Below are 26,624 nucleotides of genomic sequence, written 5' to 3'. Positions count from 1 at the left end.
CGCATCAGGTGGGGGCGCGTGAGGCCAAAACATCCCGGTTGAACGCCCTCAATTCATCTTCGTCCAAGGACCGCCGCAGGCGTTCGCGCAGGTTCTGCACCCGTTTGCGCGCCAGCGGCTCTGAAATCGCCAGATGTTCTGCAACTTCCCGATATGTGCGGTCCTCGCAGAACCGGAGGCGGAATACCTCCTTCAGCTCCGCGGACAACCCCTCGACCACCGCGAGGATACGGCGCAACAGGTCCTGCTGCCTGAGAAGATGTTCCTGATCGGGCTGGGGATCGGACGCGCCAGCCACATGGTCCTGATAGACATCCGCATGGAAATCGCGGACCTGCCGTTCCGAGCTCAATCGGCGCAAGCGGCTGATGTGCTCGTTCCGCATGGCAAACAGGAGGAAGGCCCGCGGTTCCCGCACGGTTGTGTCGTGCTGTTCCACATGGCTGACCGCCTTGATCAGGGTGGCGGACAGCAGATCTTCGGCCTCCTCGCGGTTACCATTGGTCAGGCGCAACGCGCGCCGCCGCAAGACCGGCCCATCAGCGATCCAACTTCCCCAAAGGCCCGTCGATGGCAGGCCCCGGGTATCTCTGGCTCCGACCGGCTCCGACACGCCGCGCCTCCCACATTCCCAATGCGTTGAATGTCTGTTCTTGCCCCTTGGACGTCAGGAAATTTTTCTTGTGAAAATATGCTGGGAAAAAATCCCTCCCGGGCTTTAACCAAAACAGGGGAGATCGCCAGACAGCCATTCGAACACGCGGACGAACAATAGAACAAAAAATGAACAAAGGAAAGGATGGGCGGCTAGCCCCGGGCAGGCACGGGCATCTCGGCAAGGAGCTTGAACACCAGCGGCCGCAGGTCGGCAAAATGCTGGAACTGTCCGGCGAAGGTCAGATCGGAAAACGGCACCTTGCAATAGCCTTGCGAGAAAAGCGCGAAAGGGACCCCCGCACGCAGCGCGGTCTCAGCATCGACTTCACTGTCGCCGACAAACACGACCGGACCATGGCCCAATCGCTGGCGCAGATGGATCAGGCCGGCCGGATCGGGCTTCCGGTCCGCCAGCGTATCGCCACCCACAACCCCCTCAAAATAGCCCTCAAGCTGGAGCGCGGACAGGATCGCAAGCGTTGGCGCCTCCGGCTTGTTCGTGCAGACCGCCAAGGAGAAACCGTCTTTGCGAAACGCGTCCAGGGCCTCGATAACGCCCGGATAGGGAAAGGTCAGATCGGTGGCATGCGCCCCGTAGTCTTCGAGGAACGCAGCGAGATACCGGTCTTTACGGGCCGGATCGAGGGCCGTCGCCGCAATGATCCGGTCGATCAGGACCGGAACGCCGTTGCCAATGAACGAGCGGATGACTTCGAACGCAAGCGGTTGCTCCCCTTCCCCCTCAAGCAGGCGGGCGCAAGCGGCATGTATATCCGGCGCACTGTCGATCAGGGTGCCGTCCAGATCGAAAATCAGAATGGGACGGGTCATGCCGCCTTCCACTTGATCGAGCAGCCCATGGACGGGATCTGGTGTTCGGGGCCGCGCCCGGTCTCCGACACCATCTTCATGGCCTCAAACAGCTCGCGCCGGGCATCCGCCGGCGCCGCCTGGGCGCGGGACGCGTCGAGCCGGCCCCGGTACTGGAGTTCAAGGTCCGCGTTGAACCCGAAGAAATCCGGTGTGCAGGCCGCCCCGTAGGCGCGGGCAACCGATTGGTCTTCGTCATAGAGATAGGGAAAGGGAAACTGTTCCTTTTCGGCCAGATCGCACATCTTTTCGAAACTGTCTGCCGGGTAAGCGGCCGCGTCATTCGAGCTGATCGCCGCCACGCCGATCCCGAGCGCTTGCAGGTCCCGTGCGTCCCGCAAGATCCTGTCACGCACCGCGATGACATAGGGACAGTGATTGCAGATGAACATGATCAGCGTGCCGTTCACTCCCGCAACATCCCCGAGGCGATAGGTCTGGCCATCGGTGGCCTGCAAAGTGAAGTCCACGGCTTTCCAGCCAAAATCGCACACAGGGGGCACAGCCACCATTTAAGATCTCCACAAGAGCGGGCAACGACGGATCCGAACCCTAGAGGTCCAGTTGTGGAACGCAAGATGCGATCACCGTCCAAACGCCGTCAAAGCGCCAGTTTCAGGGACTGGCCTTCAACGGATCGGGAGCAACATGTCATCATGCGCCGGTTTTCCAACCGTTCGGCCCGGCTGAGCACGCGGTCTCTGTGCTCGATCTCACCGGCGGCCACACTCACCTCGCAGCTGCCGCAAAGCCCTTCCCGGCAATCGCTTGGCACATCGATTCCCGCTGCCAGCAGTGCGTCCAGAACCGTCTCATCGGCCGCCACTCGCAGCGTGAGATCGGAATCGATCAGTTCGATCTCGAACGCCTTTTCGTTCACGGGATCAAGTCCTGGTCCCGCCGAAGTGAAGTGCTCCACATGCAACACGCCCTCCGGAAGATCGGCGGCGAGATCTTCCAGAGCGGCGATCATCCGCTCCGGACCGCAGGCGTAGATCTGGCACCCCGCCGGCAAACCCGCCACCAGGCTTTCCAGATCGGCCCGCTGGCCAGCGTCCTTTGCATAGATCGTGAGCCGGTCCTGATGGTCGCGCTCAAGGCGTTCAAGATGCGCCATCGCGGACCGCCCCCGGCCGCAATAGTGAACACGGTAGTCCTTGCCGAGCGCCTTCAGGCGGTCGGCCATGGCAAGGATCGGTGTGATCCCGATCCCTCCGGCGATCAGAACGAAACCCGTCGCCGTTTCATCGAGGCGGAACAGATTATGCGGACCGCGCAGCCGCAGTTCCATGCCTGGTTTGACCGTCCGGTGGATGTACCGCGAACCGCCGCGCCCATTTTCCTCCAACAGGATCGCAAGCTCATATGTCCCGGCATTGGCCGGACCGCACAGCGAATACTTGCGGTCATAGGGCCCAATGCACAACTCCACATGGGCGCCCGCACTCCAATTGGGCAAAGACCGTCCTCTGGCGTCTTCCAGGGTGAGACCCAGAACCCCCTCCGCCTCCCGGCGGACTTCGCGCACGCACACCTTGCGCGCGATATCGCGCCGCGCGGGCGGGCCGACGGGAAAGCGGATCTCCCCTTTCGCAAGCGCGGGCCGCGTCCGCTCCGGGTTCAAGTCCGGATCCCACTCGACCCACACATGTTCGGGGCCCCGGAAAGAGGTGTTGACCATATAGGCGAATTCCTGTTCGGCGAGGCGCAAATGCGGCAGGCGGCGGGAAATCTCCTCCAGGAAGATGCGCATTTCCATCCGGCCGATGTTCTTGCCCATGCATTGGTGGGCGCCATAGCCGAAGGTCATGTGATCGACCGCGTTGTCCCGGTAAATGTCGAACCTGTCGGGCTCTTCGAAGTGACGCGGGTCGCGATTGGCCGAGGCCTGGACGATCAGGAGCTTTGCTCCTTCGGGAAGGTCGACATCGCCCAGGCGCGCCGGTGCTGTGGTTTGCCGGCGCCAGGCGACGATCGACCCGGCATAGCGCAGACACTCCTCAACGGCGTTGGGAATAAGGCTCGGATCAGCGCAGATATCCTCCCAGGCTTGGCGGTGGCCGAGCAGGGTCTTGAACATGTTGGCGGAGGCAAGCGACGTTGTCTCATGGGCAGCGACGATGATCGCCATCATCATGGAATGGACGTAGCTGTCCGGCACGATTTCCGGCATTTCGACATTCTTTCGGATCGTCTCGTGCATCCAGCCGGTGCCGTTCGGCTCCCGCTTCATTTTCTCAATAATCTTGCCCGCGTACTGCCAGAACCGGCCGACATCGTGCGCGATGGCCAGTTGCTGCGCGTCTGTCGGCTTGCCCCAGGTGTTGATCGAATGGGCGACGGAAAAATTCCGCAAAACCTGGATGTCGTCTTCCGGAACACCGAGAAAGTGCAACGCAACGTTCAACGGCACCTCGTAGAGCATCGCATCGACCAGATCGACACGGCCGCGATCGATGAATGCATCCACCTTTTCCCGGGTGAGCCGGCGGATCATCTCCTGTTTGGTTTCCAGGTGCTCGGGCAGAAAATGATCCATCAGCGCCCGGCGCCGCTCCATGTGAACCGGCTCATCCTCATTCACCATGGTCCGGTTCATGGCATAGCCATAGCCCTTGAGCACCTCCATGGCTTCCGGCGTCGCCGGAGTGATCTTTTCAAGCACATTGCGCGGGGAAAACAGGATGTTGTCCCGAAAGACGGACTTGATGTCTTCATATCGGCTGACGATCCAGTAGCCGAGTTTGGGGCTGAAAAAGACCGGCAGCTGATCCCGGGACCAGCGCAGCGCCTCGGCCGGATCGAGTTGATAGGGGCCGGAAAACGCATCGAACTCGGCGGCTTTTTGAGCCAGGGGACATGCCGGGACCTGAGCCCCGGCGTGGTTCCCCGCATTGGCATGGCGATCCACCATCGCTCCCTCCCAAACTCTTTACTTTTATCGCACAATTTTGTGCGTTATCATGATTATCCTTGGAATTCATAGCGCGTCAAGGTGAGGCGCGTCGGGATGGGGCGCGTCGGGATGGGGCGCGTCGGGATAGGAACACGAAACGGTGGCGCAAAAGCAGACTGAGTCCAAGGCACGGGCCGGGATGAAAACGGGCACCTTGCAAACCCTGCAAAGAGGCCTGGATGCCCTTGACCTGATCGCCGATCATCCGCACGGCCTGTCGGTCGCCAGACTGGCGGAATTGCTCGGTGTTGACCGGGCCATCGCTTACCGGATTGCAGCCACGCTGGAGGCCGGCGGGTTTGTGTCCCGGGCCGCGGGCGGCACGCTGCATCTGGGCGGTGCGGTTCTCGCGCTCGCCGCACGCATCGAGCCGCACCTGAGGGCTCATGCCGAGCCGGCGCTGAAACAACTGGCCGCGGACACCCTTGCCACCGCCTTCATGTCCGTTGCCCGCGGCAGGGAGGCTGAGGCCGTTCTGGTGTGCGAGCCGGACGCCGGCTTGATACGCGTCGGTTACCGGACCGGCAGCCGGCACCCGTTGGACTTGGGTGCGGCGGGCCTTGCGATCCTCGCTGGACGGCCGGAGAAACCGGAAGACACGCACGCGGTGTGCAAGGCGCGCGCGGACGGCTACAGCGTCACGAAAGGCCAATTGCAAAAAGGGGCGATCGGGATCGCCGCCCCGCTCCGATTTTCGCAGTCATCCCATGCCGGACTGGAGGCTTGCATCGGCGTCGTTGCGCTTGACGATCTGGCCGTGGACACGGCAGCCCCGCTGGTCATCGCCTGCGCTGCAGGCATTTCCAGCAGGCTCGCAGGCTCCGGAAACGCGGCGCGGCCGCACTCACCAAACGCCAGCGCAATGACAGTGTTGAAGGAGCAGGATTGAAAAATGGTGGGTGCACGGGGATTCGAACCCAGGACCGGCTGATTAAGAGTCAGCTGCTCTACCAACTGAGCTATACACCCATCGGCTCGCGGAGTGACGACCCTGCAAGCGATGGACGGGGTATATAGGCGATGCCCGGCGCAGGCAAGAAATTTATGACGGTTTTTTGTCATAGCTGCCCTGCAAAAATCCGGGAGATCTTAACCAACCCTCTGACATCCCGTCAGAATTCCAAAGGGTCTGGACATTGAAACAGAGCAAACGGTAACTTTCAAAAAAGCAGAGGCGCAAGCCGCGCAATATTCGATATTTCCGCTTGACCCGCCTCCGGCACCTGACTAGTGTGCGCGGCGTCGGAGACAGAAGGGTTGTCTGTTCCCGGCTGGCTGATATATCGGCTAACTCCTGAGGATACGAATAGAGCGTCCAACTTGATGACAACGTCTCTCATTCTTGTAGTAGGATCGCGCGCCATCGGAACGGCTTGAGCTGTTCGGATCGCTGGCGCGCATGACAAGGCTCCTCGGGGGCCTTTTTTTGTACCCGGCATCGAGCAGAGCAAGTCAGCGCAGCCTTCGGTCAAGACGAAGCGCCGATCCTGTCGCAGCCTTAGACCCAGCAACCCGCGACAACATGGATACGTGAGCCAAACAACGTCCGGACAGAGCCGGGCAAACTTGAGGAAGCACAGAAAATGACACGGGAAATGACCGGCGCCGAAATGGTCATCCAGGCGCTGAAAGATCAAGGTGTTGACACTGTTTTCGGGTACCCGGGCGGTGCCGTGCTTCCGATTTACGACGAGATCATCCAGCAAGACGGGCTCGAACACATTCTCGTGCGCCACGAACAGGGCGCCGGCCACGCGGCGGAAGGTTATGCGCGCTCCACCGGCAAACCGGGCGTTGTTCTTGTCACATCGGGCCCCGGCGCGACCAATATGGTCACGGCCCTGACCGATGCGATGATGGATTCCATCCCCCTGGTTTGCCTGACCGGCCAGGTTCCCACCCATCTCATCGGCAATGACGCCTTTCAGGAATGCGATACGGTCGGCATCACGCGGCCCTGCACCAAACACAATTGGCTGGTTCGCGACGTCGAGGATTTGTCGCGGATCCTGCACGAGGCCTTTTATGTCGCCACCTCCGGCCGTCCGGGGCCGGTCGTTGTCGACATTCCCAAAGACGTGCAGTTCGCCACCGGGACATACACCCCGCCAAGCGCCAATCCGGCCGCGCAGCACAAGAGCTACCGCCCACAGGTGAAGGGTGATGCGGCGGCGATCAAATACGCCGTCGAACTGATGGCATCCGCCAAGAAGCCGGTTTTCTATACGGGCGGCGGTGTGATCAACTCCGGCCCGCAGGCTTCCCAGCTCCTGCGCGAACTTGTCGGGCTCACCGGTTTCCCGATCACCTCCACGCTCATGGGCCTGGGCGCTTATCCGGCATCTGGCGACAACTGGCTCGGCATGCTGGGCATGCACGGCACCTACGAAGCCAACATGGCGATGCACGACTGCGACCTGATGATCAACATCGGCGCGCGGTTCGACGACCGCATCACGGGCCGCCTCGATGCCTTCTCGCCCCATTCGCGCAAGATCCATATCGATATCGATCCGTCGTCCATCAACAAGACGGTGAAGGTCGACCTGCCGATCATCGGCGATGTCGGGCATGTCTTGGAGGATCTGGTCCGGGTTTGGCGCACGTCGTCGGCGCGGGCCGATCAAGCCGCGCTGACGGACTGGTGGGCCCAGATCGACACATGGCGCGCGCGCAATTCGCTCGCCTATCGGCCGAATGACGACGTGATCATGCCGCAATACGCGCTGCAGCGTCTCTATGAGCTGACCAAGGACAAGAAGACCTTCGTTTCCACGGAAGTCGGCCAGCACCAGATGTGGGCCGCGCAGTTCTACGGCTTTGAAGCGCCGAACCGGTGGCTCACCTCCGGCGGTCTCGGTACCATGGGGTACGGCTTGCCGGCGGCCATCGGCGCGCAGGTTGCCCACCGCGACGCGCTGTGTATCGACATTGCCGGGGACGCCTCGATCCTGATGAACATTCAGGAGATGTCCACAGCGGTCCAGTACCGCCTCCCGGTCAAGGTTTTCATCTTGAACAATCAATACATGGGCATGGTCCGCCAGTGGCAGCAGTTGTTGCACGGTAACCGGCTGTCCCACTCCTACACCGACAGTCTTCCGGATTTCGTGAAACTGGCCGACGCCTATGGCGGGGTCGGTTTCCGGGTTGAAAAGCCGGGCGATCTGGATGGCGCGATCGAGGAGATGGTAGCCATCGATCGTCCGGTCTTGTTCGACTGCCGGGTCGCCAATCTCGCCAACTGTTTCCCGATGATTCCGTCGGGCAAGGCACACAACGAAATGCTGCTGCCGGATGAAGCCAATGACGAGGCGGTCGCCAGCGCCATCAGCGCCGAAGGCAAGGCGCTGGTGTAAGCGTCGAGACAAAGGACAAGAACAATGAACGCACAGAACCTCTCCGCGCCATCCGCCTACTTTCTCGCCGAAGTGGGAGATGAGCGGGAAACCCACACGCTTTCCGTGATCGTCGACAACGAGCCGGGCGTTCTTGCCCGGGTCATCGGACTGTTTTCCGGACGCGGCTACAACATCGACAGCCTGACCGTTTCCGAAACAGAGCACGAAAAGCACCTGTCCCGGATCACGATTGTCACCACGGGAACGCCGATGGTGATTGAACAGATCCGCCATCAATTGGACCGGCTGGTTCCGGTTCACCGCGTGACGGACCTGACCGTTCAGGCCCGGCAGGCCAGTCAGGACAAGCCGCTGGAGCGCGAACTGGCCCTGGTGAAGGTCGCCGGAACGGGCGAGAAGCGGCTGGAGGCCCTGCGTCTGGGCGATGCCTTCCGGGCCACCGTGATCGATGCGACGACCGACCATTTCGTCTTCGAAATCACGGGCCGGACCAACAAGGTGGAGCAGTTCATTTCCATCATGAAGCCACTTGGCCTTGTCGAAGTGTCCCGCACCGGCGTCGCTGCCGTCCAGCGCGGACCCGAAGGTCTGTAAGGATCGCCGGGGCACCGCCCGTTTGACGGGCGAATGTAAAGCGGTTTGCGATGCACTTCAGCCCAGAGTAATTCCCGGTCGGGTTGGAGCCGCGCGCTACAATCTGACCGGGACAAATTGCTCGTATTTTTAATGTGTTAGAGCATGTTGTCCGGATCAGATTGAACGTGCGGCTATACAGTCAGTTCAGGTGATGCTCTAGACGCGACACGCTTTAGTCCCTATACGACGAAGCGTGTTGCATTGCGGCAGGGATGGCTCCGTTCTCTGTGGCCGCTTCCGGTTTCCATCCGTACCCTGCCGTCCATCCGATGCCGCCAAACGAAAGAGTGCTTTCCCATGATGCATGGTCTGTCCCGGCCGAAAAACCAGATCCGCTGGCTCCTGCTTGAAGGGATTTCCCCCACGGCGCAAACCGTTCTTGAAAAGGCCGGCTACACGAATGTCGAGGTTCTGCCCCACGCCCTGGAGCAGGATGCCTTGATCGAGAAACTGCAGGACGTGCAGATGCTCGGCATCCGCTCGCGCACGCAGGTCACGGAAGAGGTGCTTGCCGCGACCAATACATTGGTCGCCGTCGGCTGCTTTTCGGTGGGCACAAACCAGGTCAATCTGGAATCCACGCTGATCCGCGGCATTCCGGTCTTCAATGCGCCTTTTTCCAACACGCGCTCTGTGGCCGAATTGACGATCGCGGAGATTGTCATGCTCTTCCGCGGCGTGTTTTCGAAGTCTTCCGCCGCCCATCAGGGCAAGTGGATGAAGACGGCCACCGGTTCCCACGAAGTCAGGGGAAAAACGCTTGGCATCGTGGGTTACGGCAATATCGGAACGCAGTTGTCAAACCTCGCTGAGGCGATGGGCCTGCGCGTCATCTACTTCGATACGATCGACAAGCTGCAGCATGGCAATGTGATGCCCGCCGAGAGTCTGGACGCTCTGCTCGAAAGCTCGGATGTGGTTTCGCTGCATGTCCCCGACACGCCGGAAACCCGGAACATGTTTGGCCGGGACCAGATCGCCAAAATGAAAAAGGGCGCTTTCCTGATCAACAACGCCCGCGGCAAGGTGGTCGATATCGACGCTCTCGCCGAGGCCTTGAAAGCGGGCCACCTGGGCGGTGCAGCGATCGACGTCTTCCCGGTCGAGCCGAAATCCAACAAGGATGAGTTCGTCAGCCCCTTGCGTGGTCTCGACAACGTCATTCTCACGCCGCATGTGGGCGGGTCGACAGAAGAGGCCCAGGCGCGTATCGGCGAAGAAGTCTCAAAGCGTCTGGTCGAGTATTCAGACGTCGGATCGACCGTTGGCGCGGTCGCCTTCCCGCAGGTCCAACTGCCCAAGGGCACGGATGCCACCCGTTTCATCCAGGTGCATCACAACGCGCCCGGTGCAATGCGGACCTTGAACGACCTGTTCACCCGGCACGATCTGAACATCTGCGCCCAGTATCTCCAATCCCATCAGGAGATCGGCTACGTGGTCGTGGACATTGACAGCCGGGTGGAAGACCCCGTCAAGATTTTGGAAGAGATCCGCGAGTTGCCCAACACAATCCGCGCCCGGTTGTTGAACAGGGTCTAGAGAGCACAAGCTGGCCGTCACTGAGCGCCTAGTCTTGGAAGACGGGACCGCAAACGCGGTTCCGTCCGAGCCTTTTGGCTTCGTAAAGGCGTTTGTCGGCGGTCTGGAACAAGGCTTCGATTGTGGCTCCGTCTTCCGGAGCGGTGGCAACGCCCACGCTCACGGTGACCCGTTCCGGCAGTTCCGCCTCACTGAAGTTTTCAATGTGCCGGCGCATGCGTTCCGCCATTGACACGGCCGCCTCGGCTGGAAGCTGATCGCACAGGAGGACAAATTCCTCGCCGCCGAACCGGTACAAGAAATCGCCGGAACGCAGGTTTGCGCTGAGCAGATTAGCGATCTGCCGGAGGACATCGTCACCAATATGGTGGCCGTGCCGGTCGTTCACCCCCTTGAAGTAGTCGATATCGATGACAACCATCGTCAATGGCCGACCACCATCAAGACTCGCCTTCAAGAAGCTTCCGGCATGCTGTTCATAGTGGCGGCGGTGAAATGCACCGGTCAGAGCATCCCGGTTGGCATCTTCCAGCAGTTGCTCATAGCGCTCCCGGTAGGTGAGCATCTGAAACGCGTCCTTGAAGGACCGGTTTCCAAGCCACTTCTTTTCATCATCGAAGAACTTCAGGTAGAGCACGAACAAAGCGGTGTAGATCAGGACCGCGCACATTTTGGCGATCCATCCGGCCATGAACACGCTCAACGGCGCACCGGTCATGAGATGGAGGACCAGATAGAAACCGGCCTGGTCGAATGTCAGAACCGCCGCGCCGCAGACCAAAAAGCGCCAGCCGAGATGCCCGCCAAACATGGGGCCAAGACGTTCGTACAGAACAATGATCGCGATTGCGTCGATATAGAGCAGCACCGTGCCCCAGACCATCAGCCAGCCGATCTCGTTGACAAAACCGATGTCCGGAAGACGGCTCGGCCCCATTGCGATGGTATCCTGATGCTGCAGGAGCAATACAAGCCCTACGATCAAGAAATTTCCGAACAACAGGCCGTAAATCGGCTGCCGGGCGACCACCGCGTCCTCGCGGATATACAGCAGGAGGAGCATCATGAGTTTGCCAGCGAACAGCACGGCCGAGCCCGGAGAAACGGCCCCGAAGGGCATCGCGACATAAAAGACGGAGGCGAGATAGGTCTCCAGGAAGTGCATCGTCCCCAGCGCGCACATGAACACGCCGATCCCGATGGACCTGCGGGCATGGAGAAGCATCATCATAACTGTGAAATAAAGAACCGCTTGCCCCAGCAGGAGCGCGGTATTCGTGAGTTCTGCCATGCAATTTGCCGGTGAGACAGGTTTGATAACAGCACACTAGACCGGATAATCCCAGTTGGCGAGTACACTTCCGGCCAATCCGGCGGCAAAGCGCCTATCCAGTCGCTTGCAAGGATGGCCCGGCGCAACCGCGCACTCAACGCGAAAACCGGTTCGCGGCCGCCTTCAGGATCCGTATCCATGGCGAACAGGTCCTCATGCGCTCGCGGTACCCGGCCGCCCGCCTTTCGTCTTTCGTCTTTCGTCTTTCGTCTTTCGGAAGCAGCGCACACGATCTGGATGAAGTTTTGCCAGCTACAATCCAAGATATTGAACGCGATAGGAAAACTTAGGTCTTTTCCAACAAGAAGCGGTCTTCCCAAGCGACAATCCAGCCCCTTTTCCTGTACCCTCAGCGGATTGGAGGGGTTGACCGCTCCGGTATGCAGGCATCGATGTGGAAAAGGAGAGGACTGTGACGAACACCGACAGCGGCTCAGACGTTCAGAACGACGTGGTGCCAGCCAACGCTCCGGCGCACACAAATCGGTACATCTATTTCTATATTCCTGCGCATTCCGAGGAAAACACGCCCCCTGACCCGCATTCTCCTCCGGGTGTGTTGTTCCGGCTTGGGGCCTATTCGGAGATCGAGGAAAACGCATCGGCCAGCCAGGAAAACATGTCCGGCTTTTACCCGGCACAGCACATCGCGGATGAGACACAGGCTGGCATACTTCAAAAATCCAGCGGCCCGAATGGCGCTGAGAGCCGCGGGATCACTCTTGCCTGCGATGGACGGATCCTTGTGCGGTCAGCGGAGCGGATCTACATCCACGCGACCGATCAAATCCACTTGCATTCGAACGACAATATAAAGCTGGTCGCCAATGACGGGCCCATAGACAACCGGACCGGCGACAAATTCACGGTCAAATCCGGCAAGAAGATCAGCCTGCGCTCGGGTGTCGACACGAACGACACGTATCAACCAGCCTCTGAGAACTCATCGGGAAGCAAGGGCATCGAAATTATATCCGACGAAGGCAAGTCCGATGTCTTTATCGAGGGTAAATCCCTCTATCTCAAAGTAAACGGGACCAGCACGGCCGATATCACCGAAACCAACTCCACAATCATGAGAGCGGACAATTTCGAAGATATCTGGGGCGACAATCTCACCATCTTCCGCGGCACAAATGTTGGTTTTTACTTTGGCGTCGGCTTCACCTACACAGCCAGCGCGTCTTTGAACATCTACACTGCGCTCGACATCGACATCAAGCTGTTCGATGTCGGTGTCACAGCGTTCGAATGCACGACCACGGGCAAGGAAATCAAGGCGTGGCTGTCAAAAACGAAAGCCGCCGCCGTTGAAACCGAAACGGTTGCCACCCGCGCACGCTCCGATGCGGTGAGCGTGCGCAATACCGCGACTGAGGCGGACTCCGGCGTGGTTACGGCCAGCATGGGAAATGTGAAGTCCTTGATAGCTTTCTGGGAATCGAAGATCGCGTCGACCAGTCAGATATAGTCGGCGGGCCAAAAGGCCGGAATTGCGCCAGAACAGGATCCTGGCCACGCGGGCATGATACCGCGCTGGCCTGCCGGAGTTGGAAGGAAAGCGCACCCGGGCCAGACCCGGCAGCATGCGCCGGGTTGCCGGGCCGTTGCCCTCGCCCCCACCTTTCGGGATCGGCGCAAATCGCCGCCTCCAGACGAATTCACGTTTGACATCAACGCGATTTCGACCACTTTGTGCCGTGGCGCCGTCCAACGGCCGCCTTGCCCTTCTCAGCGTCTATCCCGGATCGAAACCCGATGTCTTCAGTCTCGCGCCTGTCAGTGAACGTCAATGCCGTTGCCATGCTTCGCAACCGCCGGAACCTGCCCTGGCCAAGCGTCACCGGGCTTGCCGCCATCGCCATGGAGGCCGGGGCCAAGGGCATCACCGTGCACCCGCGTCCCGACGAGCGCCACATCCGCAAGACAGATGTGCACGACCTGGCCGAGCTGATCGAGGACCGGTTCCCGAACAAGGAATTGTGCCTCGAGGGCTACCCGTCGCCCGATTTTCTGGATTTGGTGGAAGCCGCGCGGCCGGATCAGGTCCTGTTTGTTCCCGACGATCCGGACCAGACAACATCCGACCACGGCTGGCGGTTCGACCGCGACATCTCAGACCTCGAAGCGGCGATTGCCAAGGCCAAGGACTGGGCAGTCACCGTGTCCCTTTTCTGCGATCCGGACCCCACCGCCCCGGCTGAGGCAGCCCGCCTCGGGGCGGAGCGGATTGAAATCTACACCGGCCCGTATGGCGCCTGCCACGACGATCCCGGCCGCGCGGCAAAGGAACTCGACAAGATCGTTGCGACCGCCGAAGCCGCCCGGGCGGCCGGTCTGGGGGTGAATGCCGGTCACGATCTGACCGTCGGCAACATCCCCGCGCTGATCGCCCGCGCGCCCTTCATCCGGGAAATGTCGATCGGCCACGGGTTTACCGCCGATGCCCTGATCCACGGGTTCGCTGAAAGCGTCACCCGGTTCCGCAAGGCGATGGGCGAGGTTTGAGCGGCAGAACCGACCAAGGGTGCCAACCGGGACGGCAGCGGGCGCAATGCAAGCCGAGACTGCCTGCTCCAGCGCAATTTCACAGTGCTGGAGCCTCTTCCCCGGCGCGATTGATCGCGAAGCGATTCAATCCCGTCAGGAGATCCTCTAACCCAACACGAATTCGGATTCGCGGTATCCTTGCAGAAACAGAAGCGCGGTGAGGTCGCCGTGATCGACGCGCGCATCGGCCGCTTCGGCGACCGCGGGTTTTGCCCGGTAGGCGACGCCAAGCCCAGCGGTTTCCAGCATCGCCAGATCGTTCGCACCGTCCCCGACCGCAAGGGTCTCGGACATGTCCAATTGCCGTTCCGCGACAAGCGCTTTCAGGCGGGTGCGCTTTGCCTCGCGTCCAAGAATCGGCTCGGTAACCGCACCGGTCAAGACACCTTGTTCTTCGAGCAGGACATTCGCCTGATTCTCGTCAAAGCCGATCATGCTGGCGACCGGGCCAGTGAACCGGGTGAACCCACCGGACACCAGCGCGCAGTAAGCGCCATTGGCCTTCATGGTCTGCACCAGCGTGCGCCCGCCCGGCATCAGTTGGATTCGGCTGTTGAGAACCGTCTCGATCTTCGACACGGCCAGACCTTTCAACAAGGCCACCCGCTCCCGAAGGGCAGGCTCGAATGCGATCTCGCCGCGCATGGCCCGTTCGGTGATCCCCGAAATCTGCTCTTTCAGGCCGAGTTCCGCTGCCAATTCGTCGATGCATTCCTGTCGAATCATGGTGGAATCCATGTCCGCGATCAGCAACCGCTTGCGCCGCCCCCGCGCGGACTGCACAAAGACGTCGACCGGAGCACCCGACAATGCGGCCCTCACCTGTCGATCGGCGGCCGCGGCATCCGAGGCGGCGAATGGCAGATCCGCGGCAACGCCGGGGCTGAGAATATCCGGCTCTCCCGCCTCACCCAAGGCACTTGCGGCGCGGGCAAGAAGCGCGGCATCAACGGCACGATCCGCCGGACGGCAGACCAAAGTGGCGATTAAGGACATGCAAGCAACCCTGGGACACCTGACCGACCAAACACTTTCGGCCCTCGATCCCATCCTGATAGCCGGACCGACTGCGAGCGGCAAGTCGGCATTGGCCGTGTCTCTGGCGGAACTGTTGCACGGCACCGTGATCAACGCCGACAGCATGCAGGTCTACAGCGACCTTTGCGTGGTCACGGCCCGGCCCACCCCCGCGGATATGGCCCGGGCCCCGCATCGGCTTTACGGAACGGTTCCGGCTGACCAAAGCTATTCGACCGGCGCATGGTTGCGCGATGCCGAACGCATCATGGAGGCCGTCCAACAGGAGGGCCGGCGGCCGATTCTGGTCGGCGGGACCGGCCTTTACTTTAAAGCGCTCACCGAAGGTTTCGCCGAAATGCCGGAGATCGATCCGGCGATTCGGGCGGACTGCCGGAAGCTGGCCGCGGACGGTGGACCGGACGCGGTCCGCACTGCGCTGGCAAAACATGATCCGTCCGGCGCGGACACGCTCGCCGATCTTCAGCGCCTGACCCGCGCCTTGGAGGTTGTCCTGTCGACAGGGCGCCCGATCTCCGACTGGCAGACGACGGCCACACCCCGTCCGCTCCTGCCATTGGCGCGGTGCGTTCCGCTCGTTCTCGCGCCCTCGCGCCCCTGGCTGCACGCCCGGATCGCGGCCCGGGCAGAGCTGATGACCGGACCGGAAGGATGCCGGGAAGTGGACCGGCTTCTGGCCAGAAAGCTGGACCCGGCCCTGCCGGCCATGCGGGCCATTGGGGTGAAGGAAATCAGGGACATGATCGAAGGCCGGGCGAGCGAGGAAGAGACGCATGAGCGCATCACCGTCGCCACCCGCCAATATGCCAAGCGGCAGGACACCTGGTTTCGCAACCAGATGCCGCAGTGGCACCGGATGCACCCTGAGACATGGACCACCGAGGATCCCGTCCTCAACCTCTGCATTTACACTGCATCGCAAAACGAATGACGCTGCAACGCGCAAATAATTTCACAATTGTTTCCCGCAATTTCGTGTATACTGAAAGTATAAGGGCGCAACGGCTTCGGACAGGAAGATCTGTTCTCAGGCCTTGAGCCCTGGATGGGGATATCTGCAAAAGATTTGGGCCGCGATCATGCGGCCTCCCCGTAGATGGGTAAGGTAACGCCAGAACATGGGAGGCCGAGGTGCAAGAGACAGTCTTGACCAGTGGACCAGTGCGGCTCGTACCTTTCGAAGCCGATGATTTAGGACAGGTCCAGCAGCTTTGGTCTGATCCGCGCGCCGCGCGTTTCATATCGTCCGACAACAACACGTGGTCGGCTGCGGCTGCTTCGGGTTTTATCGACCAGGCGATCGCCGATCAGCAACGGCACGGATTTTCCAGATGGAAGGTCCTCGGACCGGACGGCCGGTTCTTCGGCTGGGCCGGGTTCACCGCCCTTGAAGAGACTTCCGAGATCGAACTCGACTACTGCCTCGCACTCGAAACCTTTGAGGTGTTTCCAAATCTGCCCGGCCAGCTTTGCCAGGATCTTGTGGACTGGTTCTTCGAGAACACCTACTTCTCGCATCTTGTCTCGGTGGTGCGGACCGACAACCGGATGGTGCGCGAGGTTATGCTCGATGCAGGCTTCTATTTCCGCGAAAGCCGCCAGATTGGCGGGATGCCTTGCGATGTGTTTCAGATCCTCAGTCCCTCGATGCAGAGCTATGTGCTGACGGCGTAACGCAGCGCGCGCCGTTTCAGTCGATGTGACGGGGCAGAAGAGGCGCCGCTCCTAATCGGACGCAACGCCGCCGGTTGGGGCCAGCTAACCGGATCGATGCCCATTCAAGGTCAAGGCACCCTTGACGAACTCACGGCCTGTTTTCGGGTTCGTTGCAGAGAAGGCCACGACACCCGGGCCGGCGACATGGTCAAACCCCCGCAAGGGAGCCAGGCGCCTGACGACCAAGCTGCCGCACCGCGATCATCCGACACTGGCTGTGAGCCCGGAGGCTAGTCCTCTCCTCTCGACCAAGCCTCAAGTTGCGCGCTTGCCCGTTTCGGTCCGAGCGTCAGCCGATAGAAATCAAACAGGCCTGGGCGGATCGAAGACAAAAAGTAGCAGAAATGAAGCTCGAAAAACCGATAGCGCAAATGCCGGAACAACTCCTTTGTCATTCGATCAGGTACTCGAACGCTGAACCTTCTCGGCTCCCGCCGCATGTCTGCCTCTGTGATCGCCGTTGCATATCGTGCCACCGGTGCCGTTCGGCCACCGCAAACGAGGTCGTGCGGGGCATAGACATCGGTCCAGTCGACATCCGACAAGGCAACTTTCGACATGGCTTCGCTGAAGCTTCCCTTCGAACCAAAGCCACCGAGACACTCAAACGCCGGGCCGAGTGTTACAAAGGCAAAGCCTCCGGGCCGCTGCCCAATCTCTGGCCGCCGGCGCAGAACACCCGCCAGAACATAAATGGCGACAAAGGTTCCGCAGCTATGGGACACGAACACGAGTTCCTCGTCCTGCCCCGCTTCTTCCTCCATCGCAACGATCAGTTCCGCGAACTCTTCAATCCGGTCAAGCATTTGGGCGTGTTCATTTCGGGCAAGACGCGCCATGAAATGCCAGCTGTTGATGAGGTAGCGCAGATAAATCCGCGGTTCCAACCAGGAAAAGAACCGGTGGAGCCCGGCGATCCAAAGCGTGCTCACCCCGATGATCACTGCAAGAGCCAGAAGTTGCGAAGACACTTGAGGCCCCGCATCTCCATCAAGATCAAAAAGGAACGCAGCTAGGAGCAATGGCGGGACGATGCCGAGCGCAAGACACAATGCAAAGCCAATTTCCGGGTATAGACAAAAGAGCCCATGCGCCCAATTGCTTTTCACCGCGGCCCGGTATCCTCCAGCCTTGGCATAATGCCAGAAGGAGCTGATCGCATCCGCCGCCATCCGTGGCCACGACCGCTCGAAATCCGGCTTGATAACATCGCGCCATCCAAGCTGCACAAACCGGGTGTGAACCTTCGCTCCCGGCCAGCTTACGCGGCCCTCCCAGGTCGCGGTGGAACGGCCCGGATCAAGGCCATCGACCGGAGCCTCCAGCCTGCCGGCGAGTTTCCGGATTTCAAGAAAAGCTTCGAACTCCCGCTCAATCAACGGCAAGCTGGAGCGCAGGGGCCGCAGATCGTAGCCCGGACAGTAGAAGACGAGCCGCTTCAACGTGCCAGTGATCCTTCGAATGTCGCCGGTTCAAGCGAGCCAAACCGTTCCGGTGGCCCCGCGGTCTTACCGATCGCTTCAGGCATAAGCGGCGTCGATCCGCTTTGCCACGCCGCAATGAAGCCGACCGGGCGGCGGATGCTGCCACCCGGTCGATTTGCATTTCCGCAATATTCAGACCGCCTGCAGCGCACCGGGGTTGGTGCCTTGCTGGCGCAGGGCGAGCCGGTTCATGGCGGCCACATAGGCGCGGGCGGAGGCGACCAGCGTATCGGTGTCCGCGCCCTTGCCCGTGGAGATGCGGCCTCCGGCCTCCAGCCGGACCGAAACCTCGGCCTGCGCATCCGTGCCTTCGGTCACGGCGTGGACCTGATAAAGGGACAGCTTGGCTTCATGAGGCACGATCGACTTGATGGCATTGAACGTGGCATCCACGGGACCGTCGCCTGTGGCTTCCTTGGTCACGTGCTGGCCGTTCACATCCATGGTCAGGATCGCCTTTTGAGGACCGCCCGTCCCGGCGATGACGGTCAGCGCGATGACCTTGATGCCTTCCTTGGCGGTCGCGATTTCGTCCTCCACCAGGGCTTCGATATCCTCGTCGTAGACATGCTTCTTGCGGTCGGCGAGATCCTTGAAGCGGCGGAAGGCATCCTGCAGCGCGTTGTCGCCCAGCTCGTAGCCCAATTCCTTCAGCTTGTCCTTGAAGGCATGACGGCCGGAATGCTTGCCCATGACCAGCGAGGTCGCGCGCACCCCGACATCCTCCGGACGCATGATCTCATAGGTTTCCGCGTTCTTCAGCATCCCGTCCTGGTGAATGCCGCTCTCATGCGCGAACGCGTTCTTGCCCACGATCGCCTTGTTGTACTGGACCGCGAAACCCGAGGCGCCCGAGACCAGTTTTGACGCGCGCGTCAGCATTTTCGGATCGATGTTGCAGGCATAGGGCAGCACGTCGCCGCGCGTGCGGATTGCCATGACGATCTCTTCCAGCGCCGCATTTCCCGCGCGCTCGCCAAGGCCGTTGATGGTGCATTCCACCTGACGCGCCCCGCCGGCCACACCGGCGAGCGAATTGGCCACCGCCAGGCCCAGATCGTCGTGCGTGTGAACCGAGAAAACCGCCTGGTCGGAATTCGGAACCCGGGCGATGATATCCTCGAACATCCTCTTGTATTCGTCCGGAGTGGCGTAGCCGACCGTGTCCGGCAGGTTGATGGTCGTCGCCCCGCAGCGGATCGCCTCTTCCACGCACTTGCACAAGTAGTCGATCGGCGTGCGGGTGGCATCCATGGCCGACCATTCGACATCGTCGATGAGGTTGCGCGCGCGGGTGACCGTGTCGGTAATGATGTCCAGCACCTGCTCCTGCGTCTTGTTCATCTGATATTGCAGATGGATCGGCGAGGTGGAGACAAATGTGTGGATCCGGGCCTTTTCCGCATGTTTCACGGCTTCGCCGCAGCGGTCGATATCCGCATGGATGGCGCGGGCAAGCCCAGCGATTGTTGCGTTCTTCGAGCGCTTGGCGATTTCGCTGACGGCTTCGAAGTCGCCGTTGGAGGCGATCGGAAACCCGGCCTCGATGATGTCGACACCCATTTCATCGAGGATCTCGGCAATCTGCAGCTTCTCCTCCAGCGTCATCGACGCGCCGGGCGACTGCTCCCCATCCCGCAAGGTTGTGTCGAAGATGCGAACCTGATCCTTTTCCGTGGTCATGGCTTTTTCCTTACCCTTTATCGCGAGCCGGACTGTGTTCGGTCCCAAGGCATCGAGCGATCTTGTTCTGTCAAGATGATGGTGCGCTTTTCTCCCCTGAGTGCCCGTCCTTCAAAAGTGCAACGGATCAGCCGACGCTCAGGGGCATCTAAGGAGGAGTTTGCCGATTAGAAGAAGGCCGCCGCGCGGGGGAAGCGCGTCGTTGAGAAGGCTGAAGGTGCGGCGCTCTGCGCTCATCTGTCAGATCTCGGCCTATCCATGCATCCCGGGGCAAGGCATTGCGTCAGGGAGCGTGCTCAGTCACTAACTGTTGTTCTTAGATCAGCTTTCACTGCTATGCAACCGCGCATCCTGTGTTTTTGAGCGCCTTCCCGGCCCGTGTCCACGAACGCTTCGGATTTGCACGCAAGGATTGGTTGCGGCACACTGGCGGAGGGAAATCACCAGCACGCTCAAGGGAGAGACGAAATGCGAAAACGCGTTTTGGCCGTCGCTGTCGGGGTGATTGGCACCTTCGGTTTGCTCGCCGCGGCCCATCACGGGCTGGTCGTGGCATGGCGGGGAGATGGCCAGCTTGCCCAAACAGCCGCGGCGACCTGCGCAGCCTGCCATGGCGATCGTTTCAACCGCACCAGCGCCGAAAGCCCGAATTGAAGCCTGGATCCTCCGCGTGGGCGGCGGACCTGGGTCAAACGAACAACTCGCCGCGCGCGACCAGCTTGGCCTGACCGCCGATCCGCACGGCGTGCATCTTGCCGTGTTCGATATCGACCTCCAGATCGATCAGGGATGGCCGCCCCATCACGAAGCCCTGTTCGATCCGGATGTGATGCGTGCCCGAGGTCAAGCCGTCGTAGAAATGCACCACTCCGGCAAAGGCCGCGGCCGCCGATCCGGTGGCCGGATCCTCCGCTATGCCCATGTCGGGCGCGAACATGCGGGCCTGGAACGCGCTTTCCCGGGACCGTGTTTCCCGGCAGTAGACATAGGCATCGTTGTGACTGTCATGGCCGAAACCGGCCTTCCACCGCGACATCACCGGCTTGGCGCGGGCCAGGGCATCGAGATTGCGGACCGGCACGAAATTGAACGGCGATCCGACCTTGAAGCGGGACGGATCGTGATTCTCGAAGCCGATATCGGCCGGATCGAGGCCGAGCGCCTCCGCGATCAGTTCATTGTTGTGGGTCGGCCCCGCCGGTTCGGGCAACCTGGGCACATCGAACTCGGCAAAGGCCGCTGCATGCGGCTTGAGCACCACGGCACAGCGCACGATACCGATCTGCTGTTTCAAGACGACGACGGCATCCTGATCCCCATCGACATCGCCGAATCGCTCGTGCGCCAGCAAAATCGCGGTTCCAACCGTGGGATGGCCGGCAAACGGCAACTCGACCTTGGGGGTGAAGATCCGCACATTGGCCGAATGCCCGGGGTTTTCCGGCGGCAGGACGAAAACCGTCTCCGAGAGGTTGAACTCGCCTGCGATGGCTTGCATCTGCCCGTCATCCAGCCCCTCCGAATCCAGCACCACCGCCAAGGGGTTTCCGGTCAGCGGCTTGTTCGTGAAAACGTCAAGAATGGCGTAGCGGCGGCCCATTAAGGCGGTCTCCTCTTTGCGTTGCCGACAGCCCGGCAAAACCGGGCGGACTGTTGCACGGAAGTCGCGTAGCCGCCAGCCTGCAAATCCGCAACATGGTCAACAACCGATTTACAGGTTTTGCTGTTTCAAAAGAGCTTCCCCCAAAACCCGCGCAAACGGGACCACATCGCGATCTTGAAGGTCACGGGGATGCCGCATGATACGCACCTCGCTCAGTTCCTGCTCATGTGTCGATATCGAAAACCGCATGATCCGCTCGCGCAGCGGAACCGCGTCCGCATCGACATTCAACACTCTGGCGCAGGCAATCCTCGGACCGTCAAAGACAATGTAGGCGTCGCCGGGAGACACCTCCGCCGCGGCAAGCCCCGTTTCTTCGGCCAACTCGCGCAGGAGCGACCTCTCGATATCGATCGACCCGTCGGGCCGCACGTCATCAAGATCCAGTCCGCCACCCGGCGGATAGATCAGTCCCGGATTTGCGGTGCTCGCGGACATCCGGCCGTATAGCAGGGCCCCATCACGCGACCGGATCACGGCAGACCCGAACAGATTGCGGCTGCTCAAGTCCGGCGCGCCCCAGTCCCGCCAGGCCAGGAACGCGGCAAAGGATGTTTCCGCGCACGTTCCGGTGAACACGCCATCCTCGAACGAAAAGGCGACCAGCTTCAGGGTACGGCCGTTCCAGAGCGCCGGATTCTGTTTCTGGAGACCTGCAAAATAGGCATCGATTTCCGCAGCGTTTGCGGCTTCGAACGCCCAGGGTCTTTCCGTTTTCGCCAATGAGATGCGTTTGAGGGCATAAACGGCCTGCCCCAGTGTCTTTTCCAGTCGCGGAACCGATTGTCCCGGCAACAATTTGCTGGGCTTCGCACCCACCGGTTCAAACCCCTGGCTTTCGAAAAACGCCTGTGCCGGTACATCGCCTTGAAGGCGCAGCCGGCCGAGTCCCAGACCGCGGGCATGGTCTTGAGCCCGTGTCAGCAACAGCCGGCCGACCCCTTTTCCCCAGGACCCCGGGCAAACAAACAGATGCTCCACGAGAAGCGTGTCCTCATCCTGCTTTTCGGCCGCCAGATAGCCGACAGGCGCCCCGTCGCGCTCGGCCACGAGAACATGCTGATCGCCGATCTGGCGCGCGGTCATCCCATCCTGCTTGCCGATCGGTCGCTCCTGATGCTTCGCATTTCCCCAAGCGGATTTTGCGCGATGCATCAACGCCGCGAGGACCGGAGCATCAACCGCCGCAGCGCGCCGCAGCCGGACGCCCAATATCCATTCATTCGAGATCATGAAACGAGAGCTAGCCGGGCATCGTGACCTGAACATGACGGCCGCCGCACCACGGACCCGCCGTCGGCCACCACGATAAGATCGCCAAAGTTTCCGCTTGACCCGGGACGTGAGTTCGTCCAAAACAAGATAGAACCGTACGGTACGGTACATTTTTTGGCAGTTCAAACATGTCCCTCGCAACATCCAGCATTCTGGACGAAACCGCGTCCGCTCAGCCTGTCGAGTTCACACCGCGTCAGGAGGCTGTTCTCGAGCATGCCCTGGCCTTGCTGGTGGACGGCGGGGAGAAGGCGCTGACGACGGCGGGGCTGGCGCGCACGGCCAATTGCTCCAAGGAGAGCCTGTACAAGTGGTTCGGCGACCGGGATGGTCTCTTGGCCGCCGTTGTGGCCTATCAGGCCAGCAAGGTGCATTTTCCCTCGGAAGCGGGAGCCACCTCGGATGCCCAGACCTACCGATCCCACGTACAGGCCTTTGTCACGGCGTTGCTCGAGGTTCTGTTCGGGGAGACATCCCTTGCCCTCAACCGCCTGTCCATCGGGCAATCCAACAAGGACAGCAACCGTTTGGGCCGGCTGCTCCTCGTCCGCGGCAAGCACATGATCTCCGCCCGGGCCCGCTCGCTTCTGGAGGCCGGCCGGCACAAGGGATTCTTGAAATTCGAAGATGCCGAAGACGCGTATCAGGTGCTTTACGGCCTTGCGGTGCGGGATGTGCATGTCCGCCTGCTGCTCGGCGAGCGCGCCACGCCGGCCGAGAAGGACCTGGGCAAACAGGCAAGCACGGCCGTGTCCCGGTTCTACAGCCTCTTCGGCGCCTAACCGCCTCATTGACAACCAGGATCCATCCCGGCGGAAGGCCGGGACCGAAAACAGGGAGAAAGGAAGACCCATGCGTGTTTATTACGATCGCGACGCGGACTTGAACCTCATCAAGTCGAAGAAGGTGGCCGTCATCGGATACGGTTCCCAGGGCCGGGCCCATGCGCTGAACCTGAAGGACAGCGGTGTTGCCGACATCGTTGTGGCGCTGCGCCCCGGTTCCACGACCGCCAAGAAAGTCGAAGCCGATGGGCTGAAAGTCATGAGCGTGTCGGAGGCTGCGGCCTGGGCCGACCTGATGATGATGGCGACGCCGGACGAACTCCAGGCCGACATCTACAAGGACCATATCGCCGGCAACATCCGCGACGGTGCGGCGATCGCCTTCGCCCATGGCCTGAACGTTCATTTCGGCCTGATCGAGCCGAAGGACACCGTCGACGTTCTGATGGTCGCCCCGAAGGGTCCGGGCCACACGGTGCGCTCGGAGTATGAGCGCGGCGGCGGCGTGCCCTGCCTTGTCGCCGTTCATCACGATGCGACCGGCAACGCGCTCGACCTCGGGCTGTCCTACGCCTCCGGCGTTGGCGGCGGCCGCTCCGGCATCATCGAGACGACCTTCAAGGAAGAGTGCGAGACCGACCTGTTCGGCGAACAGGCAGTTCTGTGCGGCGGTCTGGTCGAGCTGATCCGCGCCGGTTTCGAAACCCTCGTGGAAGCCGGCTACGCGCCTGAAATGGCCTATTTCGAGTGCCTGCACGAAGTGAAGCTGATCGTCGACCTGATCTACGAAGGCGGCATCGCCAACATGAACTACTCCATCTCCAACACCGCCGAATGGGGCGAGTATGTCACCGGCCCGCGCATCGTCACCGACGAGACAAAGGCGGAGATGAAGCGGGTTCTGACCGACATCCAGACCGGCAAGTTCACCTCCGAGTGGATGCAGGAGTACAAGGCCGGGGCAGCCAAGTTCAAGGCGACCCGCCGCCTGAACGATGCGCACCAGATCGAAGAGGTCGGGCAGAAGCTACGCGGCATGATGCCCTGGATCAAGGCCAACGCCCTGGTCGACAAAGAGCGCAACTAAGCCCTCGCAGCGTTGGCCTTGTCCAGGACATCAAACTCCCGCCCCTGCCAAAGGCAGGACGCGGGGGGATCAAGGCCAACGCCCTCGTCGACAAAGAGCGCAACTAAGCCTTCCAGCGTTGGCCTTGTCCAGGACATCAAACTCCCGCCCCTGCCAAAGGCAGGACGCGGGGGGATCAAGGCCAACGCCCTCGTCGACAAAGAGCGCAACTAAGCCTTCCAGCGTTGGCCTTGCCCAGGAGCCCAAACTCCCGCCCCTGCCAAAGGCAGGACGCAGGGGGATCAAGGCCAACGCCCTCGTCGACAAAGAGCGCAACTAAGCCTTCCAGCGTTGGCCTTGCCCAGGAGCCCAAACTCCCGCCCCTGCCAAAGGCAGGACGCGGGGGGATCAAGGCCAACGCCCTCGTCGACAAAGAGCGCAACTAAGCCTTCCAGCGTTGGCCTTGCCCAAATCAGAGACACCTTGCGCCTGCCAAAGGCAGGACGCAGGGGGATCAAGGCCAACGCCCCTTCATCTCCCCCACCCGTCATCCCGGTCCCCCAGCCGTCATCCCCGCTTTATGCGGGGATCCACACCGTGATACCGCCCTTGTCTCGGCCGCTGTTTTTCAACAGGACGGAAAGATCGCGATTTCCAAGTGAATTCAGTTTTTTGAATCCACAAACCCGCTTTTCTCTTTCCATTTGCCTCAAATTTTCGCCGTTTCCCTAACAGGGTGGAATTGTCTTTCAGGTAGTCAGGACACCATCGCCGGACCGGCCGGCAATTCGGGTGCGGATGAATGGATACCTTGACGCTTCTGGCGGCAAATCTGGTTCTGCTTTTCGTGTTTGCTTCGTGTTTTTTCACGTTGGCAAAACGGCTGCCCGGTCAGCCAAGCTGGAACAGCTGGGCCCGCGCCAACGCGCTACTGGCCGCCGCCATTGCCTGTTTCGCCTTTGAAACCAGCGTCCCGCCCGCGATCGCCATTCTCATCCCGAACATGCTGATCGTTCTCGGCTTCGCTTACCATGTCCAAGGCGCCCGGCAGGTTGCAGATCTACCCGTCGAGCAGTCCTATTTCTGGGGGCCTGCCACAGCGCTTGGGGTTGTCGCCCTGCCCGCGATCGTTTTGGCCGATTACCGGCTGATGTATCTGGCAACCAATCTGCTCGTCACCGCCCTGGCCCTCAGCGCGGTGTGGACATATTGGGATCTTGCCCGGCAGAAGCTGTTTTCAGCCTACGGTCTGATCGGCGCCTTTTCTCTGATGGCCGTGGAAGGCCTGATCCGCACGGGGCATGGCCTGCTGCTCGATCCGGCGGAGGCCACGGGCCTGCGGACGGATCTCGTTCTCACCACCCACCTCTTCACCAGCCTGGTGTTCGTGGCGCTCGCGGGTGCCTTCGCGCTCTGCCTGTCATTCGAACGCAAGACTGAGGAGCATCGCGACGCCGCCCGCCGGGACCCCCTGACCGGCATTTTCAACCGGCGCGAGTTCGAGCGGCAGTTGGTCCATGTTCTGACGCAAAGGAACTTGCCCTTTGCCGTGGTGCAGTTCGACATCGATCACTTCAAGACCGTGAACGACAGGTTCGGCCATGTCGCCGGGGATGAAGCCCTGCAGGAGGTCGCGGCCCTCATCCAGAACAATCTGCGTGGCGACGATTGTTTCGCCCGGCTGGGCGGCGAGGAATTCGCGGTGCTCATGCCGCGGGTGTCCGAGCTGGGCGCCGTGAAGATCGCCGAACGGATCCGCGGGCTGGTTTGCGGCCACATTTTCGACTTCGCACCGCCCGATTTCCGGATCACCCTGTCGGCTGGCGTCATCCATGGCATTGGCGAGGGGCTGACCGCCGACACGGTGATGCGAACGGTCGACGAAAGCCTGTATCAGTGCAAGCACACCGGCCGGAACCGTGTCTCGCTGGCCCGGCTGCCGAATTGCGGACCGCATAGTCCGATCGAGGGCGCACCGGCTCGGCAATACGGCTAAGCGCTGCCGGCC

The 26,624-nt window shown here is 61.1% G+C and carries 22 protein-coding genes and 1 tRNA gene; 12 read left to right on the top strand and 11 right to left on the bottom strand.

The window, feature by feature from the left end; all coding sequences use genetic code 11:
- Positions 1 to 4: 4 nt before the first annotated feature.
- The 4 genes from F0184_RS02765 to F0184_RS02750 all read right to left on the bottom strand — a co-directional run bounded on the left by F0184_RS02765 (position 5) and on the right by F0184_RS02750 (position 4,441).
- The gene (locus tag F0184_RS02765; RefSeq protein WP_208998284.1) at positions 5 to 613 is read right to left on the bottom strand and encodes an RNA polymerase sigma factor; all 609 of its coding nucleotides are present in this window, start codon (positions 611 to 613) and stop codon (positions 5 to 7) included.
- 194 nt (positions 614 to 807) lie between these two features.
- Entirely contained in the window at positions 808 to 1,488 is a 681-nt protein-coding gene (gph, locus tag F0184_RS02760) for a phosphoglycolate phosphatase (protein ID WP_150494196.1), read from the bottom strand.
- Complete coding sequence (locus F0184_RS02755; RefSeq protein ID WP_150494194.1) at positions 1,485 to 2,039, bottom strand: thioredoxin family protein; 555 nt, start codon at positions 2,037 to 2,039, stop codon at positions 1,485 to 1,487. The genes gph and F0184_RS02755 overlap by 4 nt, the downstream gene beginning before the upstream one ends.
- Positions 2,040 to 2,128: 89 nt before the next feature.
- Positions 2,129 to 4,441, bottom strand: a complete 2,313-nt coding sequence (locus F0184_RS02750; RefSeq protein ID WP_150494192.1) for a cytochrome P450/oxidoreductase — start codon at positions 4,439 to 4,441, stop codon at positions 2,129 to 2,131.
- Between the two features lie 181 nt (positions 4,442 to 4,622).
- On the opposite strand from F0184_RS02750, the gene F0184_RS02745 reads away from it, so the two are divergent.
- Positions 4,623 to 5,372, top strand: coding sequence for an IclR family transcriptional regulator (locus F0184_RS02745; protein ID WP_150494633.1), 750 nt, complete (start codon positions 4,623 to 4,625; stop codon positions 5,370 to 5,372).
- Between the two features lie 4 nt (positions 5,373 to 5,376).
- On the opposite strand, the gene F0184_RS02740 is transcribed toward F0184_RS02745, so the two are convergent.
- A tRNA-Lys gene (locus F0184_RS02740) sits at positions 5,377 to 5,452 on the bottom strand.
- Between the two features lie 614 nt (positions 5,453 to 6,066).
- Between F0184_RS02740 and F0184_RS02735 the strand changes: the two genes are divergently transcribed.
- The 3 genes from F0184_RS02735 (at position 6,067) to serA (ending at position 10,023) form a co-directional block, all read left to right on the top strand.
- Positions 6,067 to 7,842 (top strand): acetolactate synthase 3 large subunit, encoded by a 1,776-nt coding sequence (locus tag F0184_RS02735; protein ID WP_150494189.1) that lies wholly within the window; start codon positions 6,067 to 6,069, stop codon positions 7,840 to 7,842.
- 24 nt (positions 7,843 to 7,866) lie between these two features.
- Positions 7,867 to 8,439 carry an acetolactate synthase small subunit gene (gene ilvN / locus F0184_RS02730; RefSeq protein WP_150494187.1) on the top strand — a complete coding sequence of 191 codons (573 nt, stop codon included), beginning with the start codon at positions 7,867 to 7,869 and terminating at the stop codon, positions 8,437 to 8,439.
- Between the two features lie 339 nt (positions 8,440 to 8,778).
- Positions 8,779 to 10,023 carry a phosphoglycerate dehydrogenase gene (serA, locus tag F0184_RS02725; RefSeq protein WP_150494185.1) on the top strand — a complete coding sequence of 415 codons (1,245 nt, stop codon included), beginning with the start codon at positions 8,779 to 8,781 and terminating at the stop codon, positions 10,021 to 10,023.
- Positions 10,024 to 10,051: 28 nt separating this feature from the next.
- Here serA and F0184_RS02720 read toward each other — a convergent pair whose 3' ends face one another.
- Positions 10,052 to 11,314 carry a GGDEF domain-containing protein gene (locus tag F0184_RS02720; RefSeq protein ID WP_150494183.1) on the bottom strand — a complete coding sequence of 421 codons (1,263 nt, stop codon included), beginning with the start codon at positions 11,312 to 11,314 and terminating at the stop codon, positions 10,052 to 10,054.
- Between the two features lie 454 nt (positions 11,315 to 11,768).
- Between F0184_RS02720 and F0184_RS02715 the strand changes: the two genes are divergently transcribed.
- Together F0184_RS02715 and F0184_RS02710 are read left to right on the top strand one after the other, a co-directional pair.
- The gene (locus F0184_RS02715; RefSeq protein ID WP_150494180.1) at positions 11,769 to 12,827 is read left to right on the top strand and encodes a hypothetical protein; all 1,059 of its coding nucleotides are present in this window, start codon (positions 11,769 to 11,771) and stop codon (positions 12,825 to 12,827) included.
- Between the two features lie 287 nt (positions 12,828 to 13,114).
- Positions 13,115 to 13,864 carry a pyridoxine 5'-phosphate synthase gene (locus tag F0184_RS02710; RefSeq protein ID WP_150494178.1) on the top strand — a complete coding sequence of 250 codons (750 nt, stop codon included), beginning with the start codon at positions 13,115 to 13,117 and terminating at the stop codon, positions 13,862 to 13,864.
- 147 nt (positions 13,865 to 14,011) lie between these two features.
- Here the strand turns inward: F0184_RS02710 and serB are convergent, their stop codons facing one another.
- The gene (serB, locus tag F0184_RS02705; RefSeq protein WP_150494176.1) at positions 14,012 to 14,902 is read right to left on the bottom strand and encodes a phosphoserine phosphatase SerB; all 891 of its coding nucleotides are present in this window, start codon (positions 14,900 to 14,902) and stop codon (positions 14,012 to 14,014) included.
- Here serB and miaA point away from each other — a divergent pair.
- Both miaA and F0184_RS02695 read left to right on the top strand, forming a co-directional pair.
- Positions 14,901 to 15,875 (top strand): tRNA (adenosine(37)-N6)-dimethylallyltransferase MiaA, encoded by a 975-nt coding sequence (gene miaA, locus F0184_RS02700; protein ID WP_150494174.1) that lies wholly within the window; start codon positions 14,901 to 14,903, stop codon positions 15,873 to 15,875. The genes serB and miaA overlap by 2 nt on opposite strands.
- A 215-nt stretch (positions 15,876 to 16,090) precedes the next feature.
- Positions 16,091 to 16,618, top strand: a complete 528-nt coding sequence (locus tag F0184_RS02695) for a GNAT family N-acetyltransferase (RefSeq protein ID WP_208998283.1) — start codon at positions 16,091 to 16,093, stop codon at positions 16,616 to 16,618.
- Between the two features lie 272 nt (positions 16,619 to 16,890).
- On the opposite strand, the gene F0184_RS02690 is transcribed toward F0184_RS02695, so the two are convergent.
- Both F0184_RS02690 and F0184_RS02685 read right to left on the bottom strand, forming a co-directional pair.
- Complete coding sequence (locus tag F0184_RS02690) at positions 16,891 to 18,102, bottom strand: hypothetical protein (protein ID WP_150494170.1); 1,212 nt, start codon at positions 18,100 to 18,102, stop codon at positions 16,891 to 16,893.
- Between the two features lie 174 nt (positions 18,103 to 18,276).
- Positions 18,277 to 19,827, bottom strand: coding sequence for a 2-isopropylmalate synthase (locus F0184_RS02685; RefSeq protein WP_150494167.1), 1,551 nt, complete (start codon positions 19,825 to 19,827; stop codon positions 18,277 to 18,279).
- A 468-nt stretch (positions 19,828 to 20,295) separates the two neighbouring features.
- Between F0184_RS02685 and F0184_RS02680 the strand changes: the two genes are divergently transcribed.
- Positions 20,296 to 20,481: a hypothetical protein gene (locus F0184_RS02680; RefSeq protein ID WP_150494165.1), complete on the top strand. Its 186-nt coding sequence runs from the start codon at positions 20,296 to 20,298 to the stop codon at positions 20,479 to 20,481.
- 34 nt (positions 20,482 to 20,515) lie between these two features.
- Here F0184_RS02680 and F0184_RS02675 read toward each other — a convergent pair whose 3' ends face one another.
- Complete coding sequence (locus F0184_RS02675) at positions 20,516 to 21,427, bottom strand: PhzF family phenazine biosynthesis protein (protein ID WP_150494163.1); 912 nt, start codon at positions 21,425 to 21,427, stop codon at positions 20,516 to 20,518.
- Between the two features lie 111 nt (positions 21,428 to 21,538).
- On the bottom strand, positions 21,539 to 22,576 hold the full coding sequence (locus F0184_RS02670; protein ID WP_172971962.1) for a GNAT family N-acetyltransferase: 1,038 nt from the start codon (positions 22,574 to 22,576) through the stop codon (positions 21,539 to 21,541).
- A gap of 317 nt (positions 22,577 to 22,893) precedes the next feature.
- Here F0184_RS02670 and F0184_RS02665 point away from each other — a divergent pair, with 317 nt between their 5' ends.
- From F0184_RS02665 to F0184_RS02655, 3 genes are all read left to right on the top strand, one after another.
- Positions 22,894 to 23,547, top strand: a complete 654-nt coding sequence (locus F0184_RS02665; RefSeq protein ID WP_150494159.1) for a TetR/AcrR family transcriptional regulator — start codon at positions 22,894 to 22,896, stop codon at positions 23,545 to 23,547.
- Between the two features lie 70 nt (positions 23,548 to 23,617).
- A complete protein-coding gene (ilvC, locus tag F0184_RS02660) occupies positions 23,618 to 24,637 on the top strand; it encodes a ketol-acid reductoisomerase (protein WP_150494157.1) in 1,020 nt (339 codons plus the stop codon).
- Between the two features lie 781 nt (positions 24,638 to 25,418).
- Positions 25,419 to 26,612, top strand: coding sequence for a GGDEF domain-containing protein (locus tag F0184_RS02655; RefSeq protein ID WP_150494155.1), 1,194 nt, complete (start codon positions 25,419 to 25,421; stop codon positions 26,610 to 26,612).
- Positions 26,613 to 26,624: the final 12 nt, after the last annotated feature.

The sequence above is a fragment of the Roseibium aquae genome, assembly GCF_008711285.1.
Classification (GTDB): domain Bacteria; phylum Pseudomonadota; class Alphaproteobacteria; order Rhizobiales; family Stappiaceae; genus Roseibium; species Roseibium aquae.
Note: the sequence above shows the minus strand (reverse complement) of the source record. Positions and strands in the feature narration are given on the sequence as shown.